At 68.9% G+C, this 18315-nt stretch carries 16 protein-coding genes; 9 read left to right on the forward strand and 7 right to left on the reverse strand.

Going from position 1 to position 18315, the window contains the following annotated elements:
• The first annotated feature begins 413 nt into the window (after nucleotides 1-413).
• Entirely contained in the window at nucleotides 414-707 is a 294-nt protein-coding gene (locus JUB13_RS29110; protein ID WP_207485686.1) for a hypothetical protein, read from the forward strand.
• Nucleotides 708-729: 22 nt separating this feature from the next.
• On the opposite strand, the gene JUB13_RS29115 is transcribed toward JUB13_RS29110, so the two are convergent.
• Complete coding sequence (locus JUB13_RS29115; RefSeq protein ID WP_207485687.1) at nucleotides 730-930, reverse strand: hypothetical protein; 201 nt, start codon at nucleotides 928-930, stop codon at nucleotides 730-732.
• A 286-nt stretch (nucleotides 931-1216) separates the two neighbouring features.
• Between JUB13_RS29115 and JUB13_RS29120 the strand changes: the two genes are divergently transcribed.
• On the forward strand, nucleotides 1217-1795 hold the full coding sequence (locus JUB13_RS29120) for a DUF1003 domain-containing protein (protein WP_236025313.1): 579 nt from the start codon (nucleotides 1217-1219) through the stop codon (nucleotides 1793-1795).
• A gap of 18 nt (nucleotides 1796-1813) precedes the next feature.
• Here JUB13_RS29120 and JUB13_RS29125 read toward each other — a convergent pair whose 3' ends face one another.
• Both JUB13_RS29125 and JUB13_RS29130 read right to left on the reverse strand, forming a co-directional pair.
• Nucleotides 1814-2521, reverse strand: coding sequence for an alpha/beta hydrolase (locus JUB13_RS29125; protein ID WP_207485689.1), 708 nt, complete (start codon nucleotides 2519-2521; stop codon nucleotides 1814-1816).
• 74 nt (nucleotides 2522-2595) lie between these two features.
• Nucleotides 2596-3525, reverse strand: coding sequence for a LysR family transcriptional regulator (locus tag JUB13_RS29130; protein ID WP_207485691.1), 930 nt, complete (start codon nucleotides 3523-3525; stop codon nucleotides 2596-2598).
• A gap of 107 nt (nucleotides 3526-3632) precedes the next feature.
• On the opposite strand from JUB13_RS29130, the gene JUB13_RS29135 reads away from it, so the two are divergent.
• From JUB13_RS29135 to JUB13_RS29145, 3 genes are all read left to right on the forward strand, one after another.
• A complete protein-coding gene (locus tag JUB13_RS29135; protein WP_207485693.1) occupies nucleotides 3633-4544 on the forward strand; it encodes a pirin family protein in 912 nt (303 codons plus the stop codon).
• Nucleotides 4545-4615: 71 nt separating this feature from the next.
• Nucleotides 4616-5212 carry an NADPH-dependent F420 reductase gene (locus JUB13_RS29140; protein WP_207485695.1) on the forward strand — a complete coding sequence of 199 codons (597 nt, stop codon included), beginning with the start codon at nucleotides 4616-4618 and terminating at the stop codon, nucleotides 5210-5212.
• Between the two features lie 143 nt (nucleotides 5213-5355).
• Nucleotides 5356-5790 (forward strand): DoxX family protein, encoded by a 435-nt coding sequence (locus JUB13_RS29145; protein WP_207485697.1) that lies wholly within the window; start codon nucleotides 5356-5358, stop codon nucleotides 5788-5790.
• Nucleotides 5791-6069: 279 nt separating this feature from the next.
• Here the strand turns inward: JUB13_RS29145 and JUB13_RS29150 are convergent, their stop codons facing one another.
• Together JUB13_RS29150 and JUB13_RS29155 are read right to left on the reverse strand one after the other, a co-directional pair.
• Nucleotides 6070-7545 carry a cation:proton antiporter domain-containing protein gene (locus JUB13_RS29150; RefSeq protein ID WP_207485698.1) on the reverse strand — a complete coding sequence of 492 codons (1476 nt, stop codon included), beginning with the start codon at nucleotides 7543-7545 and terminating at the stop codon, nucleotides 6070-6072.
• 73 nt (nucleotides 7546-7618) lie between these two features.
• On the reverse strand, nucleotides 7619-9862 hold the full coding sequence (locus JUB13_RS29155) for a family 1 glycosylhydrolase (protein WP_207485700.1): 2244 nt from the start codon (nucleotides 9860-9862) through the stop codon (nucleotides 7619-7621).
• A 413-nt stretch (nucleotides 9863-10275) separates the two neighbouring features.
• On the opposite strand from JUB13_RS29155, the gene JUB13_RS29160 reads away from it, so the two are divergent.
• Nucleotides 10276-11484: a glycosyltransferase family 4 protein gene (locus tag JUB13_RS29160; RefSeq protein ID WP_207485702.1), complete on the forward strand. Its 1209-nt coding sequence runs from the start codon at nucleotides 10276-10278 to the stop codon at nucleotides 11482-11484.
• Nucleotides 11485-11564: 80 nt separating this feature from the next.
• The gene (locus JUB13_RS29165; protein WP_207485704.1) at nucleotides 11565-13052 is read left to right on the forward strand and encodes an MFS transporter; all 1488 of its coding nucleotides are present in this window, start codon (nucleotides 11565-11567) and stop codon (nucleotides 13050-13052) included.
• A gap of 15 nt (nucleotides 13053-13067) precedes the next feature.
• On the opposite strand, the gene JUB13_RS29170 is transcribed toward JUB13_RS29165, so the two are convergent.
• Both JUB13_RS29170 and JUB13_RS29175 read right to left on the reverse strand, forming a co-directional pair.
• Nucleotides 13068-13223 (reverse strand): hypothetical protein, encoded by a 156-nt coding sequence (locus tag JUB13_RS29170; protein ID WP_207485706.1) that lies wholly within the window; start codon nucleotides 13221-13223, stop codon nucleotides 13068-13070.
• 426 nt (nucleotides 13224-13649) lie between these two features.
• On the reverse strand, nucleotides 13650-14999 hold the full coding sequence (locus tag JUB13_RS29175; RefSeq protein ID WP_207485708.1) for an NAD(P)/FAD-dependent oxidoreductase: 1350 nt from the start codon (nucleotides 14997-14999) through the stop codon (nucleotides 13650-13652).
• A 222-nt stretch (nucleotides 15000-15221) separates the two neighbouring features.
• Here JUB13_RS29175 and JUB13_RS29180 point away from each other — a divergent pair, with 222 nt between their 5' ends.
• Both JUB13_RS29180 and secD read left to right on the forward strand, forming a co-directional pair.
• Nucleotides 15222-15629 (forward strand): hypothetical protein, encoded by a 408-nt coding sequence (locus JUB13_RS29180; RefSeq protein ID WP_207485710.1) that lies wholly within the window; start codon nucleotides 15222-15224, stop codon nucleotides 15627-15629.
• A gap of 84 nt (nucleotides 15630-15713) precedes the next feature.
• On the forward strand, nucleotides 15714-18260 hold the full coding sequence (secD, locus tag JUB13_RS29185) for a protein translocase subunit SecD (RefSeq protein ID WP_207485712.1): 2547 nt from the start codon (nucleotides 15714-15716) through the stop codon (nucleotides 18258-18260).
• Nucleotides 18261-18315: the final 55 nt, after the last annotated feature.

Here is an 18315-nt window from a genome sequence, read left to right on the forward strand (position 1 = left end):
TCGGCTCTGGGCGTCCGCCGATGCCCACCGCGGAAGTCATTGAAACATTTCACTTCTTCTTGCGTGTGGGCATTCAATGGCGCGGGCTTCGGGCGACGGACGGGCATGCCTCGGGCTCGGCCCTGCGCCGTCGCCCGAACGAGTGGCACACGGCGGCGTTGCCTCGCCGTTGTCCATGCCCTCCCTGCCCGCATGGCGCGCTCGGGTCCGGATGCGGGCGCATGGGACGTCGGGGTCGACAGTTGCTCGGTGTGGGCCAAAGGTGGCGGCGAGTCGACTGGCCCAAATCCGACCGAACGCGGCAAGCCCGGAACCAAGGACCACGTCGTGGTCTCGACTGATGGCATCCCTCAGGCGGTCATACCGTCCGCCGCGAATGTCAAAGATACCAAACTCTTCACCGACTGTTGCGCTTGGGCTTGGTCGTCTGCGTCGCCATCGGCACGCTCTACGCCGACGCGGGATACGACAGCGCCGACAATCGTTGGATGCGCCTGCGCGATGGCATTCGCCCCCAGATCCGTAAAACCGGGGAGCGGCACGGCTCCGGGCTCGAGAAGGTCCGGAGCATCGTCGAGTACGGTTGTGCTTGGATGCTGGCCAACAGGCGGCTGGACCGACGGCAGGACAGGCTGAGCGGGATAATCCGCGCCCTGCTCACCGCCGCGGCTATTGTCTTCATTGCCAAGCGCCGCACCCAGTTCTGAAAACCGTCTCCTAGCCGCCGCCTTAGCCGCCGTGGTGTCCAGACGCGATCAGATTTCCGAGCGTGACATCGAGTTCATGCCGCTCGCGCGGGCTCAGCGCCGCCAGTTCCGCGCCCTCGCGCCGCGCCGCGCGCCAAGCGGAGAACCGCTCGCCGAACTGCTGCGTCAGGGATCTCAGGAAGGGCGGAAGGGGCGGGGTGAGCGTGCCGGTGGTGCTCGTCATAGGGCTCTCCTGTGCAGGAGGGCGGTTCGCTCCCTTTTTCCGGCGCCATCGTCGAGTGCCGTTGTGCGGTGCAACATGATAGTTCGCACAGGCTGGCGCAACCCCGATCGATCGGGGCGGGGCAGCCATGCGGACTTCGCTCCTCCCACGCCGTCGTACGGCGTCGCCGCGAATACCTGGTCCCAGGGCGCGACGGCGGAACCTGCCGCGGCGCGGGGGGTTCTCTGCTCGGTGCGCGGCGGCGCTGGGGCGCCGGGCCGGCACTGGGCACGGAGAGAAGACTTCCATGGATGCACTGTCGGATGGCCAGCAGATGGAACAGGCGCGGCGGCCGGCTCCGACGCGTCCGCCCCCACACCCACCCGGGCTCAGCTCGGTGCTGGAGAAGAATATTCGCGCCTTGCAGGAGCGGCGACGGCGCGAAGAGGCCGAGGCGACGCTGGAGGTGCGGATTGCCGACGGGATCACCCAGTTCACCGGCAGCATGCTCTTCGTCTATCTACATCTCGGTTTCTTTGGAACCTGGATCCTGTCGAACCTCGGCTGGATCCCGGGCGTGCCGCAATGGGACCCGTCCTTTGTCGTGCTTGCCATGATCGCATCGGTGGAGGCGATCTTCCTGTCGACCTTCGTGCTGATCAGCCAGAACCGGATGGCGGAGAACGCCGACAAGCGGGCGGATCTCGACCTGCAGATCAGCCTTCTCGCCGAGCATGAGATCACGAAGCTGACCGAGTTGGTCACGGCCATCGCCAAGCGCCTCGACGTGCGCACCGAGGTCGTCCCGGAGCTCGGTGAAATCACCGAGGACGTCGCGCCCGAGGCGGTTCTCGACGAGATCGAGGCGAGCAAGCCAAGGGACTGATGTCCTCGGCCGGGAGGGTCACCTCCCACCCTCGACGAACCACGCGAAGGCTCCGGATGCGATCTCGGCGGGGATCGTGTGGCCGTCGGGAAACTCGTGGTAGCGCACGTCGTATCCCTGGTGCTCCAGCGCAGGAACGATGCGTCGGCTGCAGGGGCCGACGGGCAGCACTGCGTCAGCGACCCCATGGGAAATGTAGACGGATGGCGAGCCCTGCCGGCGCGGCGATGCCACGAAGCCCGGCGAGAATGCGACGATGTGGGTGAACAGCTCGCCGTTGCCGAGCCCCAGAGAGAGCGCATAGGAGGCGCCGTCCGAGAACCCGGCGGCGGCCACGCGCGCTGGGTCCACGGAATAGTCCGTGAAGACCTCGTCCAATGCGCGGTCGATCGCTGCCACGTCGGGTCCGAAGCCGCCGCGGATCACATCCCAGGTGGCGCCGCGCGAACTCGGCGCCAGGAGAATGATGCCGGCCGCCTCGGCCCGATCGGAGAAGGCCGGCAGGGTGTGCCCCGCATCCCCGCCGGCGCCGTGGAGGAAGACCATCAGCGGTGCCGGCCTCACGGGATCGTAGCCGTCCGGCACGTAGAGGAGGGTCCGCTTCGGCCCTTCGGGGCCGAGCGTGCGGAGGCCGCCTGCGGCGGGCGCCGGCCTCGCGCCGGGGGCCGGGCGGGACTGCAGTTCCCCGGCGCGGGCCGCGGGGCCGGGCGCGATTATCTCAGCCACCGCGGATCCCCCGGGAGTAGGGGCCAAGGGAACGGCCGGAGACGCGGCAGTCCTGCGTCCCTGTCCAGGTCCTTTCAGAAGGACCGTGCCCCGTGCTCCTCCAGGGCCTGCGACCGGAAGCGGGATATGAGCCATGCCGCGGCGGGCCCGGGAGGCGAGTCCGTCCTGTAGATCGCCTCCATCTCGTAAGTCCCGCGCCTGCTGTCGGGCAGGTCGAGCTCGACGAGCCGGCCGCCATCGAGATCCTCCTGAACCATGGGGAGGGGCATGTTGCCCCAGCCGATCCCCTCGCGAAGCAGCATGAGCTTGGAACCAAGATCGGCGAGCCTCCATGTCCGGGGGCTGACGACCGCAAAGTCGATGCCCTGCGTCAGGGGTGAGCGATCCCTTAGAACAAGCTGGACATGCCGTCGTCCCGCACCCGGAGGGTTGGCCCTCGCGAGCGCAAGCGGGTGTGACGGCGCCGCAACGGGCACCAGTTCGACGCTTCCGACCCCGATGCGCTCGATGCTGTCGGACGTGGCACGTCCCGGAAGCGGTCCGGTAATCCCGATCCCTGCCACACGGTCGAGCACGAGCTGCGTCACTGCTCCGAGCGCCTCGATGTGGAGGTGCAGCGACACCGTCGGGAACTCCGTCCGGAAGACCTTGAGCGCATCGACGATGCGCGCCGCCGGCAGCATCACGTCCACCACGAGGTGCACCTCTGCCTCGATCCCCTGGAGGAGCCCCTTCACCTTGGCGCGCAGGCCGTCGATCCCGCTCGAGATCGTGCGGGCCTCCGAGAGGACGGCGCGGCCGGCTTCGGTCAGCTGAGGCCTTTTTGTGGACTCCCGGTCGAAGAGCGACACGCCGAGCTGGGCCTCGAGATTGGCGATCGAATAGCTGATCACCGAGGTCGCGCGTCCGAGCCTGCGTGCAGCGCCTGCGAAGCTGCCGACATCGACCACGGTCAGGAATACGCGCAGCTGATCCAGCGTGGGCGTGCCGGGATTCGTCGACATACCGAAATCCTCGAACTCAAAGATCGATATTATGCCGGTTTTTTAGACCAGAGGACCAGCGTAGATCTTCTCCCACACGATGAAGCCAAGCCCGAGAGGAGATCACCATGACGGTTCCTTCCAACGACGCCGCGGTCGAACGGGTCATTCTGCCGGCCGTGCGCGACATCGGCGGCTTCGCGGTGCGCCGTGCGCTGCCCTCGGCGCAGCGCCGGATGGTCGGGCCCTTCATCTTCCTGGACAGCATGGGGCCCGTGACCTTCCGCTCCGGCGAAGGGATCGATACGCGACCGCATCCTCACATCGGGCTCGCGACGCTGACCTACCTTCTGGAAGGCGAGATCGTGCATCGGGACAGCGAAGGCTACGTCCAGGCGATCCGGCCGGGAGAGGTCAACCTGATGACGGCCGGGCGCGGGATCGTCCATTCCGAGCGAACCGGCGCGGAGGCCCGTGCCCGCGGCGGCCCCCTACTCGGCTTCCAGAGTTGGATCGCGCTGCCTGCGGCCCAGGAGGAGACGGATCCGGGCTTCCAGCATGTCGGGTCCGATGCCCTGCCCGTGGCGGAGGCGGAAGGCGTGTCCCTGCGCCTGATCGCGGGCTCGCTTCACGGGTTGCGGGCACCGACCCGGACCTTCTCGGACGTCTTCAACGCGGATGTGGTCATGGCTGCCGGCGCCCGGCTCCGGATCGATGCCGAGCATGTGGAGCGCGCTGCCTACGTCGCCGCCGGCGCTGTCGAGATCGTCGGCCAGACCGGCAGCTTCGGCAAGGACCAGCTGATCGTCTTCAAGCCGGGCGCGGAGATCGTCCTGCGCGCATCCGAAGCCACGCGCCTGATGCTGCTGGGTGGCGAGCCGCTTCCCGAGAAGCGGCACATCTACTGGAATTTCGTGTCAACCCGCCGCGAGCGCATCGAACAGGCCGCTCGGGACTGGCAGGACCGTCGCTTCCCCGGTGTCCCTGGCGAGACGGAGTTCATCCCGCTTCCCGAAATTAAGCCCCATCGCTCCGCGTAACGCCGCCCCATCGCGGGGAGCGCCACGGAACAGAGGCCGTCACCCCGCGCCTGACCTGAAGGAAACCAGCCATGACCTATTCGATCCTCGGTTCCGGCGCGATCGGCAGCGCGCTCGCGAGCCAGTTCGCCCGCAAGGGCATCCCCGTCGCCCTCGCCAACAGCCGGGGACCCGCCTCACTCTCCGAACTCGCTGGCCGGCTCGGCCCGTTCGTGACCGCGGCACCTGTGGACGAGGCCCTGCGGGCTGATGTCGTGATCCTCGCGGTGCCGTTCACGGCGGTTGGCGGGGCGGTCGCCGGCGCCCCCGCCTGGGACGGCCGGATCGTGATCGACGCCACCAACGCGATCGATTTCCCGGCCTTCACGCCGAAGGATCTCGGCGGGCGGCTCTCGAGCGAGATCGTTGCCGAGGCCGTCCCGGGCGCCCGGCTGGTGAAGGCGTTCAACACCCTTCCGGCGGCGGTGCTGGCCAGGGATCCCGCGCAGGACGGTGGACGGCGCGTCGTCTTCCTGTCCGGAAACGACAATGCCGCCAATGCCGTGGTCGCGGATCTGGCCGAGCGGCTCGGCTTTGCGCCGATCACCCTCGGAACGCTCTCGGAGGGCGGGCGGCTCCAGCAGTTCGGAGCGCCGCTCGTCGCCCAGAACCTGACGAAACACGCCTGAGCACGGGAATCCCGCCGGAAGCGGCGACGCTCCGACGAGAGATTCCGGCCATCCCCTAACCGATCCATACGCCGCAGCAGCAGACGCCGGCGGCACCAGACGCGCCATGGTGGCGCGTCGTCTTGAAAGAAGGAGTCCAGATCATGTCGTTCGCTTCCCTCACCCGCCAGGTTGACGACCGCTTCGCCAATCCTGTCCTCTCGAATGCGGTCCCGGCGCTCGGCCGCCTCTTGATCGCCGCGATCTTCCTGCTATCCGGTGCGAGCAAGGTCATGGATCCCGCGACGACCATCGGCTACATCGCGGCAGTTGGCCTGCCTCTTCCCGAGATCGCTTACATCCTGGCCGTGCTGGCCGAGGTGGGCGGTGGCATCGCGCTCGTCCTCGGCTTCCAGGCCCGCCTCGTGGCCCTTGCCCTGGCCGGCTTCTCCATCGTGACGGCCCTGGTGTTCCACAGCGCGCTCGGCGAGCTGGACCAGTTCATCCACTTCTTCAAGAACATCGCCATGGCTGGGGGGCTGCTCCAGATCGTGGCGTTCGGCGCCGGCCGGTTCAGCGTGGACGGACTGCGCCGCTGAGGTGGCGCCGCCGCGAGCCATTCCTGATGATGGGCTCCTGTTCCCGGGCATGGACGTGGGTGGATCCACGGGCCGTGAACCGGGACGGGGGTCGCCCGCCCTGTCCAAGGGACATAAGTCCGCTGCGCGCGCCCGATCGGAGGTGCATGCCCTGTTCGCCCTTCATGCAGAGGCGAAAGGACACTCCATGGAACTGCTGATCGTGATGGCCGTGGCGGGCGTCATCTCGTTGCTGGTCATAGACACCATCGGCGATATCTAATCCTCAGGGCGCTCTGGTCATGGCTTCGGGGGACCCCCGCCGGGAAGCGGGCCTCCCTCCGCCGCGCGGGCTCGGAGATCCACCTCGCGCAGCATCCCGCGCAGGACTTCGTCCCCAATGCGGTTCTCCTCGCGGAGGGCCAGCAGGGCACGACGGGCGGCATCCAGCCGCTCGCCCGTGACCACCCCCGCGCCGGCATCGCCCAGCGCGCGCCTAGCCAGATCCTTCTCGCAGCGTTCCTCGTCCTCGTCGGCAAGTCCGGCTCGGCGGACTACGATCCGCAGCGTGACACCCTGCACGACCACGGAGCAGACGACGATCAGCGCGGCCATGACCAGCACCAGGTCGCGTTCGGCGAAGGACTGGCCGCCCGGCAGCTCCATCGGAAGCGAAAGTGCCAGAACCAGCCCGATCACCGAGCGGGTCGAGGCCCAGGCCATCATGCCGGCGGCCCCGCTGTGCGTCCGGCCCCGGCGGGGCTCCAAGGCCTCGGCGACGGGGCTGGCGAGGGTGGTTGACAGCGAAGTGACGTATTGGATCCCCAGGACGGCGGCCAGGGCAGCCGCGGCTGCACCCAGGACGAGCCAGACGGGCCGGTCGTCGAGGGCCGACACGGCTTCCGGCAGCGCCCGTCCGGCCATCAGGAAGAGCATCGAGGACACGAGAAGGCTTGCCGCCTCCCAGAACGCGACCGCGTTGATCCGGGCCTCGGTGGAAGAGGCGCTCCTGCCCGTGCGCCGGTCGATGCGCACTGTCGAGACGACGAGCGCGGCGGTGATTACGACCACCACCATGGACAGTCCAAGCTCGCGCGCGGCAACCGCGCCGAGATAGGGCGTCGCCAGCGACACCGCGATCTCCACCGGCGCAGCATCGACCCGGTCGCGCAGGCGCTGTACCAGCCAGCCAATCGCAAGCCCGGCGGCCGCACCGCCCACCACGTCCCAGGCATAGGAACCCAGCACGGCCGCCGCCGAGGGGGCCTCCGTCAAGGCCTGCACGGCCACGGGGAAGCTGGAGACCACCACGATGCGGGACGCCATCTCTCGGGTCTTGAGCGCATCCGCCACGGCCCGTGGCACCTGCGGGCGCCCCTTGGCCTCATGGAACGCGCGGGTGTCGAAGACTGCCGCGATGATCCCGATCAGCACCGCGCCGGGCCAGGAAAGGCCGGGCAGCAAGGTGTGGCTCGCCAACGCCACTGCGGCGATGGTCGCGAAGGCGAGCAGTACTCCCGCCAGCAGGCCGGTGACCAGCGTGAAGCGCAGCAGGTGGAACGAGACCCGCGCCGTCGAGGCGTAAATGATGGGTGGCAGGAAAAGGCCGAGGACAAGGTCCGGTTCCACCCGCATGGCAGGCAGGCCCGGCAGCCATGCGGTAGACGCCCCCGCGGCGAAAAGAAGGATCGAGGGCGGCAGCCGAAGAAAGCCTGCGACCACCAGCAGCGGGCCGATGGCCGCGAGCGTCAATGCGAGCTGGTTGGTCTCGCTCACGGGGACCTCTCGCGGAGTGGTGAGCCGTCAGACGCGCCAGGCCGTCCGAACTTCCTTCCGAGTTGGCGTGGCTCTAGGCTTCCTTCAGCCAAGCAATGTCCGCTCCGGCCCAGAGTGGGTCGACCTGCCGCGAACCGCGCATCGGAACGGCGCTGAAATAAGCCTCGAGCCCGGTCTCGAGGGAGGGCATGACGTTGCCGCGTTCGCTCGCGAGCACGCTGTAAAGCGGCCGTCGGGCCCGCCAGCCGGTCTCGTGAACCGGCACGCCGCGGACGAGGCCGGGGTCCAGCCTGGCACGCCGCGCGGCCTCGCGGGCCAGTTCGGCCCAGCTGATCGCACCCGCGTTGGCGAGATGCCAGAGGCCGGTCTCGCCATCGATGAGCAGGTCCAGGGCGGCGCTCACGAGGTCGGGCACGTAGGTCGGCGAAACGACGACGTCCTGCGGGGCCGCGAAGGGCTGCCCACGCTGCAGCGCCTGCAGTGCCCTGGTCACGAAGTTCCTGGAATCCCAGGGTCCAAAGAACGCACCGGTCCGAACCACGAGGGCACGCTCGAAAGTCACGGCTGCTCTCTCTGCCTCGACCTTTGTGGCACCGTACACGTTCAGCGGATTGACGGCGTCGCTTTCCACATACGGCGCAGCCTTTTCTCCATCGAAGACGAGATCGGACGAGAAGGTCAGGAGTGGAATTCCCGCCTCGGCACAGGCGGTTGCCAATGTCGTGGCGCCGCAGGCATTGGCACTTCGGCAGGTCTCCGCAGCCGAGTTCTCGGCGGCGTCGACATCCACGAACCCCGCTGCATTGACAACGGCCCACGGGCGTCGGGCCGCGAGCGCTCCCATGACCGCGGAAGCGTCGGTTATGTCGATCTCCCGGCGTCCGATCAGGTCATAGGGGAGCCCGCGCAGTGTGCAGAGCCGTGCGAAGGCGTTCCCCAGGGTGCCGGTCCGGCCGATGATCATGAGGCGCCGCGGCTCGTATCCGGCCGACACGCTTCCTGGGCGTCTTCGATGCGCGGCGGTGTAAGGGCAGCATCGGATGGGCGCGAAGGCCAGGCGATCGGTGCGATGCCATCTGCCCGGGCTATCCAGCACCGGGTGATCGGCCTTTCCCCTTTCGCCAAGCTGGCGCACCAGGCCCGCAAGGGCGGTCTCGCGCGGCGTCGGGGAGCGGACGTCGAAGGGGCCGGGTTCGTAGTAGCCCACGCAGTTCGTCAGCAGGCGGTTCCAGTCATAGCTGCCGAGAAGCGACCAGACCGTGACGGCGCGCATGTCGATTCCGTCTGCACGCAGCCGGAGGGCGGTCTCCCAGACTTCGTGAAGCCACCGAAGCTGCTCGTCGCGGGTCGAGCCGTCATGAGCCTCGGTCACCGCCATCGGCAGGCCGAACCGCTCCCAGGCTTCGCACAGCAGGCGCTCGAGCCCGACCGGACCCTCGACAAGTATGCTCATGGCCTCGATGTCGGCGTACCGGTCCCTGCCCGTCGCCCCCCAGGACCAGCGGTCGTACCGCTGGTAGCGGTGATCCAGGAATCGCTCACTGGTCGGGTAGTGATTGAATCCCAGGATGTCCGGAGGGCAGGGATCATCGTTGATCGCTGCGATCTCGCGCGCCAGGCCTGCCGCCTGGAACCGCGGCCAGAACAGGTGCGTATGGTCGACACGCCCCAGCAGCAGGTCGATGCTGAGCCAGCGGCGTTCGTTCTGGAACTCCGCCACATGGGCGAGCTGCGGCGTGCTGTGGACCTTGCCGAGATCCTCGGTCTGGACGAGCTGTGCCGCGGGACTGACGCGGCGGATCGCAGCCATGGCCTGTTGCGTCGCGAGTGTTTCGTTGACGAGCATGCGCAGGAAGCGCCGCTCGTCCATGGCATGCGGGTACCAGAACCCGTAGAGCCCGCTGAACCGCGCCGTCGTGAGCGGCTCGTTCACCGGCGTGTAGGCATCGATCCAGGGATAGCGCTCGGCCACGCGCGCGGCGAAGTCGGCGAGGCCGGACGCAAAGCCGGGGTCCTCGAGGCTGGTGTGCCGTGGTCCGCTGCCGTGATGGACGAGACCAACGATCGGTCGGATACCGACCTCGCGGAGCCGGTTCAGGCGCTGATCCGTCCAGCGCCAATCGGCGCGGTCAAGATCGTCCGGAGCCACACGCTCCCAGAGGACTGGATAACGGATCCTTTTGATGCCGAGCGAGGCGAACCTGTCGATGTCGTCCAGTCGGTGCTCGTGGCCGTTCATGACGGTCTGGTCTACGTAGGCGTCGCGGACGCGGGCGACCGTGCACTCAAGGCCTCCCCAGATCTCGAGGGACGTCATGACCGGCTTACTCCTCGTCTTCGAGCGGCCCGAGGGGCCATGCGGGGCAAACGATTCCGGGCGTGGCGGGTACCGCGCGGCGCAGTTCAGGCGCCGACGAGGCTGCGGGAGGGGCAACCGTCCCGCAGCCGAGAACTCTCTCGGGCTTCCCGGCGTATGCAGTTGGTGCGCCTTCCGCCCGAAGCAGTCGCCAGCAGCGACCTTCCGGCACAGGCCGTGGGATACGCGAGGCCGGTGCGGGCTGCCTCGGCGGCGCCGATCGCCCATGGGATGGCCCTTGGGCGGACATGCCTGCGGCGATCAGGTCCGAGCATGCGCACCTAATGCGTATTTCCTCCGAAACCTCCCGGCTTCGGGGCTGGAGGAGAACCGGGGCTGTTGGAGGAAGGCCTGGGCCACAATGCGGATGGGGAATGCAGCTCCGATCGGACCCTTGGGCCGGGGCGCCGCCACCGGGAACCGTCTCGCCCGACCACCTTGCGCGCCCGCATGTCTGCCTTTTCACGGCCAGCGAGGAGCCGTCCGGCATGGGCGAGCACATGCTGGCACTGGCTGGTGCATTGAAGGACCAATGCCAGCTGTCCTTCATTTGCCCGCCGACGGCAGCCGGGCAGTCGTTCATCGATCGAGCGGTCGCGGCTGGGCTGGAGGTCTTTGCCTGGGAGCTCGCGGACGGAGCGCGCCGGCGCCTGCTCGCATGGCTCGGCGCCCGGTCGGTCGATGTCTTCCATATCCATGCCGGGATCGCCTGGGAGGCGACCGCGGCGGCCGGCATCGCTCGAGAGGCCGGCATTCCCGTGGTCCTGCGCACCGAGCATCTGCCGTACCAGGTCTGGAGCGCCCGGCAGGCTGATCGCCACAGGCGCATGCTGCACCATCTGGACCGCATCATCTGCGTGTCGCAGGCGTCGCGCGCGAGCTTCCTGCATCATGGCCTGCCGAGCGGCGTCGACATCTCCGTCGTCCGGAACGGGATTCCCGCCTTGCCGCCGGCGCGCGAGCGCGAAGCCTTTCGCGCCGAGCTCGGCTTAGGGCCTGGGACGCTTGCGGTCCTGACCGTCGCGCGCTTCACCGAGCAGAAGGACCATGCGACCCTGGTCTCGGCCATGCCGGCCATCGTCGGGAGGTTCCCGGACATACGCTTCCTGTGGGTCGGCACCGGTCCGCTGAAGCCCAAGCTGCAGGTGATGCTGGATCAGGCCGGCATGACCCCATATGTCGTCTGGCTCGGGCGGCGCACCGACGTGCCGGACCTGCTGCGGGCCTGCGACCTGTTCGTGCTGCCCTCGCGCTACGAGGGCTTGCCGCTGGTGGCTATCGAGGCAATGGCCTCGGGACTGCCGGTGGTCGGGACCAGGGTCAGCGGAACCGCCGAAGTGGTGAACCATGGCGAGACCGGGCTGCTGGTTCCGTCGGGCGATGCCCAGGGGCTTGCCGGGGCCGTCTGCGAGCTGCTCTCGAACCCGGCCCTTGCCGCACGTCTCGTCGAGCTCGGACGTGCCGCTGCCGCGGGCCCCTTCAGCGCCACGCGCATGGCCGCAGAAACCTTGACCGTCTACCGGGACCTGCTTCGCCGATCCGAAACGGGCGACCAGACCGTGGCACGCCGGAAAGCCTCCTGATGCCTTCCTGGCCGAAGCGGAGCCCGCGTTCCTGAACGGGCGCGCCGGATCAACCCCCAATCCAGAGTCCCCCGTAGCCCATGAACCTCAAGCCGGATTCCGTGATCCTTCCGTCCGATGTAGAGCGCGGCAAGCGTGCGCTCGTGCAGGACGGCGCCTGGGCCAACGTCGTGGGAACGCTCTCGGGGGGCGTCATGCTGGTGGGGCTTGCGCTCGCGCTGGGAGCCGGTCCCCGTCTGATTGGCGTGCTTGCGGCGATTCCCTTCTTCGCGCAGCTTGCCCAGATACCGGCCATCGGTCTCGTGGAACGGATCCGGCAGCGCCGGAAGATCGCCGTCCTAACGATCACCGGCGGCCGTGTCCTGATCCTCGGCATGGCGTGCCTCCCCCTGATCGAAGACCGGTCCCTGGCGCTCGGTCTCCTCGTGGCGGGCCAGGTCTGCGTCGGCGTGCTGGGGGCGGTCGGGGCATGCTCCTGGAACTCCTGGATGCACGAGTTCCTTCCGAGGGAAGGGCTGGGCACCTTCTTCGCTCGCAGGCTGTTCTGGGCGACGAGCTTCGCCCTGATCAGCGGTCTCGCGGTGGGAGCGGCGGTCGATCACTGGCCGTCCTCGGACAAGGCCGATGCCTATTCGGCGGCGTTCGTGATGGCCGCCTTGGCAGGCTTCGTCAGCTCGTGGTGGCTGTCGCGCGTCCCGGAACCCGTCATGGCCCCGCGCGAGGCGCAGCCACCGCTGCTTCGGGCCCTGCGCGAGCCCTTCCAGGACCCCGACTTCCGGCAGCTCATCGTCTTCATGGTGTCGTGGAATTTCGCAACGAACCTAGCCGCCCCCTTCTTCACGGTCTACCTTCTGCAGCAACTCGGTTTCGGCATGGGCGAGGTCGTGGTGCTCTGGGCCGTCAGCCAGCTCGCGAACGCGCTGACGCTCGGCCTGTGGGGACGGCTGTCGGATCAGCTCTCGAACAAATCGATCCTGGGATTGGCGGCCCCGGTCTTTCTTGGGTGCGTGCTGGCACTGCCCTTCAGCGCGTTGCCGGAGCGGCACGCCTACACCTTTCCCATTCTGATCCTGATCCACGCCATGATGGGGGCCGCGACCGGCGGGACCGGCCTCGCCGTCGGAAACATCGGACTGAAGATGGCCCCTTCGGGAAGGGCGACCGCTTATCTGGCGGCGGTTAGTCTCTCGGGGTCGCTGGCGGCTGGAATCGCGCCGATCGTCGGCGGCCTCTTCGCCGAATGGTTTGCAGCGCGCGAGTTCTCGCTGGTAATCCACTGGATGGCGCCCGAGGAGGACCTCCAGGCCGTCGCGATGCGTCTGCGCAACTGGGAGTTCTTCTTCGTCTTTGCCTTCCTGCTTGGCCTTTACGCCCTGCATGCGCTGACGCTTCTGCGAGAGGGCGCCGAGGCCAGCGATCGCAACGTGGTCCGGCAGTTCCGTCTGGAGCTGCGGCGCAGCATGCGCAGCCTGTCCTCGGTCGGGGGGCTGCGCGTCGCGACCGCGTTTCCAGTCGGCAGGTTCGTCGACCGGGATCCCGGAGCACCGCAGGAAGATGCGCGCGCGTAGCCGTACCGATCGGGCTCAGCGATCCGTCGGCAGGGCGTCGGACACCGCGGTCGCGGCTTGCTGATCGGCAGATCCGGCCGCGGCGACGTGGATTTCCTGCGGCGGGGCAAAGCGGCCGGCGGCGAAGCCAACCGAGGCGAGGGTCGCGAAGACGAAGAAGGCGAGGCGCATGGTGAGACCCGTGCAAGACTTGCTCGAAGGGTTTCACCATGGCCGCCATGGGTTAACGCGGCCCTGCGCGTGCTGAGACAAAGAACGGTCCGAGCTGGCCAGCACCAGCTCGGATCGGCCGGGATCGCTGTTCAGGAGATCCGGGGCAACTCGTTGAATGCGTGCATGGGAGGTGGGCTGCTGACCGTCCACTCCATGAGGTCGGTCGCCGGCGCCTGATGCCAAGTCTCCCAGTTCCGCGGCGCGCCGCCGGCCGTCGGCTCAGTCTCGACGGCAAGGCGGGTATCTCCCGGTCCCCCTGCGCGTCCCCCGTTCCTTCGGGCGGACGCCCATTCCGGCTCAATACCGCGGTGGCGCCGCAGCGTCGGGAATTCCGCCGGCCTGCGGCTTCTCTGCAGACGGCAGGTTCTTTGGTGCAGGCGGCGTTCAGCTCCGGCCGCGGGGGACGGCTGCCGTCCCGCGCATGGGTGCTGCCACGGCCGGGGTGCTCGCCTCTCCCGGTGCCGGGTCGGTGATCAGCCTGGCGCCGCGCTGATGGGTCGCATAGCGCCAGAGCCATTGGATGCTGACCAGCAGGCGCTTCTCGAAGCCGACGAGCAGATAGACATGGACGATGGCCCAGAGCACCCAGGCGAGGAAGCCTCTGAGCTGGCGTCGTCCGAAGTCGAAGACGGCGGCGTTTCGCCCGATGATCGCCGTGTTGCCGCGGTTCCGGAAGCGGAAGGGCGGCATGGGCTCGCCGTGCCGGATGCTGGCTGCCAGCGCCCGCCCGAGATGCTCGCCCTGCTGCTTGGCGACCTGGGCCAAGCCGGGCAGGGGGCTGCCGTCCTCGCCCATGGCCAGCGCCGTGTCGCCCAGCGCATAGACCCCGTCCAGCCCCGGCACCGACAGGTCGGGCGCCACCCGGATGCGCCCGGCGCGGTCGGTCTCCACGCCCAGCCACCGCCCGGCGGGCGATGCGGCGACGCCGGCGCCCCAGACGATCGTGCCGGCCGGAATGAGGGTCGTGTCCACCTGGACCTGCTCGGGCCCGATGTCCACAACCTTGCGCCCGGTCAGCACCGTCACCCCCTTGCGCTCGAGCGCGCGGTGCGCGTAGGAGGCGAGCGGCTCGGGGAAGCTCGGCAGGATCCGGGGGCCGGCTTCCACCAGGTATACCTTGGCGGCCCGGGGATCGATGCGCCGGAAGTCGCGCGCCAGGGTATGGCGCGCCAGCTCCGCGATCGAGCCCGCCATCTCGACGCCGGTCGGTCCGCCGCCGACCACCACGGTGGTCATCAGCATCCCGCGCCGCTCCCCGTCGGGGCACATCTCGGCGCGCTCGAAGGCGGTGAGCAGCCGGGTGCGGATCGTCCGGGCATCCTCGATGGTCTTCAAACCAGGGGCATGGCGCGCCCATTCGTCCCGGCCGAAATAGCTGTGGGTCGAGCCGGTCGCGATCACGAGCCGGTCATAGGGCACGAAGCCGCCCTCGGCCAGGCGGACCATGCGGCGTTCGACGTCGATTCCGACGACCTCGCCCAGGATCACTTCGACGTTCCGATGGCGGTTCAGGACGTGCCGGATGGGTTCGGCGATGTCCGCCGGCGACAGCGCCGCGGTGGCCACCTGATAGAGCAGCGGCACGAAGAGATGGTAGTTGCGCCGGTCGATCACCGTGACCCGGATGCCGCTGCCGCCCAGGGTCTGCGCCAGGCTCAGCCCGGCGAAGCCGGCGCCGATCACCACCACATGAGGAAAGTCCCCGGCGTGCGGGGCGCTGGCAGGGTCGGGCATGGCGGCGTTCCCCCGTGTCGGCATCGTCCCGCCGGGTTCAACAACCGGCACGGCCGCTCCGCACCACGGCGCGGCTCCGCGACCGGCCGTGCCCCCAGTGCCGGAGGGCGGGAAGACCCATCGGTGTCCCTCATTAGGCTCCGTATATCGCGGTGTACAACATGGCCGCGCTGGTCCATGGTGCGGCCGATGGCCGGCCCGGGATCCTTTTCGACGAAATGGATGCTGCGCGTCCGGGGCTCCGCCCCGGTCTCGCGGGCCATTGCCGCGCTGGCCTCTGCCGTCTTCGTCCTTCTGGCACTGGGCTCGGGCCCGCCGGGTGGGCGGGGCGGCTCGCAGGTCGCCGGCGCTCTGGGCGTCGGGGCCGAGGCGCCGCTTCTGCGGGCCGAGCGCGACGGGCTCGCCAAGGGCATCGGCCGCCCGGACCCGCGAAGGGCAACCCTGGCCTCTCCGAAGCCCTGGCTTCCGACGCCGGCCGAGCTGGACCCTCCCTCGGCCTTCGTCGGTGCCCTGGGCACCGCTTCGACGGCGTGCGACGGCGCCGGGGCCGCGCCCCTCTTCTCGGACGTGCCGGCCGCGCTGGCGGGCCGGCGGGGTGCCTGTCAGCCGACGGGACCGCCAGTGGCCTGATCTACAGGTCCTGCCCGACGTCCCCGGCACCATCGGCGCCTGGGACACGTACAGTCTCCCACGCCCGGAGGGGCGAGGTACACGATGCTTCATTTCTCGCGATTCAAGACGACCGTGATCGTCGTGATCTGCGCGCTCGGCGTGCTGCTGACGATCCCCAACTTCATTCCCCAGGGCACGCTGCCGAGCTGGGCGCCGCATCCCCATGTCAATCTCGGCCTCGACCTGCAGGGCGGATCGTACCTGCTGCTGGAGGTCGACACCCAGGCGGTCGCGCGCGAGCGCCTTGACGCGGCGGTCGAGGCGGCTCGGACGGCCCTGCGCTCGGCTGGCCTGCGATACACCGACCTCGGCGTGCGCGGCGATGCGGTCTCCGTGCGGCTGTCGGATCCGTCCCAGGTCGATGTGCTGCGCGGCGCGCTGGGCGACCTGCTGGCGGCGACGCCCGGTCCGGACGGGGTTCCGCGCGCCGAGTTCTCCTTCGACGCCGCGCCCGACGGGCTGATCACCATCCGGCTCTCCGATGTGGCGCTCCAGGCCCGCGCCTCCCGCGCTGTCGAGCAGTCGCTCGAGATCGTGCGGCGGCGCATCGACGAGACCGGCGTGAACGAGCCGATCGTCGCGCGCCAGGGGGCACAGCGCATCCTGGTTCAGCTTCCCGGCGTCGCCGACCCGTCGCGCATCAAGCGGCTGCTCGGCCAGACCGCGAAGATGACCTTCCGCCTGCTCGCCGACGACCAGGGCGTCACCGGCACCGCGCCTCCGGGCACGGAATGGCTGGTCTCCACGGATTCCAGTGCCCGCGGCCAGAGAATGCTGGTCCGGCGCAAGGTCGAGGTGGACGGCGCCAACCTGTCGGACGCGAACGCCAGCATGGACCAGCGCACCGGCGGCTGGGTCGTCAACTTCTCGTTCGACTCCGTGGGCGCCAGGCGCTTTGCCGATGTGACGCGGAACAATGTCGGCCGTCCCTTCGCCATCGTGCTCGACGACAAGGTGATCAGCGCCCCCGTGATCCGCGAGCCGATCACCGGCGGCAGCGGCCAGATCAGCGGCAGCTACACCGCGCAGTCCGCGACCGAGCTGGCAGTGCTGCTGCGCGCCGGCGCCCTGCCGGCCCCGCTGACCATCGTCGAGGAGCGTACCATCGGCCCGGATCTCGGCGCCGATTCCATCCGCGCCGGCATCCTGTCCTGCATCGTCGGCTTCGTGCTGGTGGTCGGCTTCATGGCGCTGAAGTACGGCCGGTTCGGCATCTATGCGAATGTCGCGCTGATCTTCAACCTATTCCTGACCGTGGCGATCCTGAGCCTGCTCGAGGCCACGCTGACGCTGCCCGGCATCGCCGGCATCCTGCTGACCCTCGGCATGTCGGTGGACGCCAACATCCTGATCAACGAGCGCATCCGCGAGGAGACGCGGCGCGGCCGCTCGCCCTTCGCGGCGATGGAGGCCGGGTTCTCCCGCGCCTTCGCGACGATCACGGACTCGAACCTGACGACGCTGATCAAGATGGCGATCCTGTACGCGGTCGGTACGGGCGCGATCCGCGGCTTTGCGGTCACCATCACCTTCGGCATCCTGACCTCGATGTTCACGGCGACGGTCGTGACGCGGCTGCTGATGGTGAACTGGCTGCGGCGCAAGCGGCCGGCGGCGCTGCCGGTCAGCTCGCGCTTCGAGCTGCTGCCCCATGAGACGAAGATCCCCTTCATGCGGGGCAAGAAGGCGGGGCTGATCATGTCGGTGATCCTCAGCCTGGCCTCCATCGGGCTGTTCTTCAAGCCGGGGCTGAACTACGGCATCGACTTCGCGGGCGGCATCGCCATCGAGATCCGCACCGAGCAGCCCGCCGACTTCGCGACGCTTCGCGAGTCCGTTGGCCGGCTGAACCTCGGCCCCGTGCAGCTCCAGCAGTTCGGCGCGCCCACCGACGTGCTGATCCGCCTCGAGCGCCAGCCCGGCGGCGAGGCGCAGCAGCAGACCGCCGTCCGGACCGTCCAGGAAACCCTGGCCCGGGAGTTCCCGGGCACCACGGTGCGCCGGGTCGAATCCGTCGGCGCCTCGGTCAGCGGCGAGCTGTTCCGCGACGGCATGATCGCGCTGGCGATCGCGGCGGTCGCCATGCTGGGCTACATCTGGTTCCGCTTCGAATGGCAGTTCGGCGTGGGCGCGGTCGTGACCATGCTGCTGGACGTGACCAAGACGATCGGCTTCTTCGCCCTGACGGGCCTCCAATTCAATCTGGTGGCCATCGCGGCGATCCTCACGATCATGGGCTTCTCGATCAACGACAAGGTCGTGGTCTACGACCGGGTGCGCGAGAACCTGCGGCTCTACCGGAAGATGCCGCTGGGCGAGCTGATCGACCGCAGCATCAACGAGACCATGGGAAGGACCATCGCAACCTCTCTCGCGATCTTCCTGTCGATCGTGCCGCTGGCACTGTTCGGCGGCGAGGCGCTGGAGGAGTTCGCCCTGGTCCTGCTGTTCGGCGTGGTGCTGGCGACCTCGTCCTCCATCTTCATCGCGGCGCCGATCCTCCTTTATCTCGGCGAGCACCGGCTGCGCCGGGGCACGGACGAGGCGGGCCAGCCCGCCGGGCGGGAGGCGCGCGCCGAAGGCGCCTGAGCCCGGATGGGCATTGCCCGGCCCCGACGGAGCCTGGCCGTGACCTGTGAAGAGG

It is taken from the genome of Arenibaculum pallidiluteum (assembly GCF_017355985.1).
Taxonomy (GTDB): domain Bacteria; phylum Pseudomonadota; class Alphaproteobacteria; order Azospirillales; family Azospirillaceae; genus Arenibaculum; species Arenibaculum pallidiluteum.

What these genes read in the sequence shown, in the direction of transcription:
- JUB13_RS29115 (WP_207485687.1), bottom strand. Translation starts at nt 930, where the DNA reads ATGACGAGCACCACCGGCACGCTCACCCCGCCCCTTCCGCCCTTCCTG.
- JUB13_RS29120 (WP_236025313.1), top strand. Translation starts at nt 1,217, where the DNA reads ATGGATGCACTGTCGGATGGCCAGCAGATGGAACAGGCGCGGCGGCCG.
- JUB13_RS29130 (WP_207485691.1), bottom strand. Translation starts at nt 3,525, where the DNA reads ATGTCGACGAATCCCGGCACGCCCACGCTGGATCAGCTGCGCGTATTC.
- JUB13_RS29135 (WP_207485693.1), top strand. Translation starts at nt 3,633, where the DNA reads ATGACGGTTCCTTCCAACGACGCCGCGGTCGAACGGGTCATTCTGCCG.
- JUB13_RS29140 (WP_207485695.1), top strand. Translation starts at nt 4,616, where the DNA reads ATGACCTATTCGATCCTCGGTTCCGGCGCGATCGGCAGCGCGCTCGCG.
- JUB13_RS29145 (WP_207485697.1), top strand. Translation starts at nt 5,356, where the DNA reads ATGTCGTTCGCTTCCCTCACCCGCCAGGTTGACGACCGCTTCGCCAAT.
- JUB13_RS29155 (WP_207485700.1), bottom strand. Translation starts at nt 9,862, where the DNA reads ATGACGTCCCTCGAGATCTGGGGAGGCCTTGAGTGCACGGTCGCCCGC.
- JUB13_RS29160 (WP_207485702.1), top strand. Translation starts at nt 10,276, where the DNA reads ATGCAGCTCCGATCGGACCCTTGGGCCGGGGCGCCGCCACCGGGAACC.
- JUB13_RS29165 (WP_207485704.1), top strand. Translation starts at nt 11,565, where the DNA reads ATGAACCTCAAGCCGGATTCCGTGATCCTTCCGTCCGATGTAGAGCGC.
- JUB13_RS29170 (WP_207485706.1), bottom strand. Translation starts at nt 13,223, where the DNA reads ATGCGCCTCGCCTTCTTCGTCTTCGCGACCCTCGCCTCGGTTGGCTTC.
- JUB13_RS29175 (WP_207485708.1), bottom strand. Translation starts at nt 14,999, where the DNA reads ATGCCCGACCCTGCCAGCGCCCCGCACGCCGGGGACTTTCCTCATGTG.
- JUB13_RS29180 (WP_207485710.1), top strand. Translation starts at nt 15,222, where the DNA reads ATGCTGCGCGTCCGGGGCTCCGCCCCGGTCTCGCGGGCCATTGCCGCG.
- secD (WP_207485712.1), top strand. Translation starts at nt 15,714, where the DNA reads ATGCTTCATTTCTCGCGATTCAAGACGACCGTGATCGTCGTGATCTGC.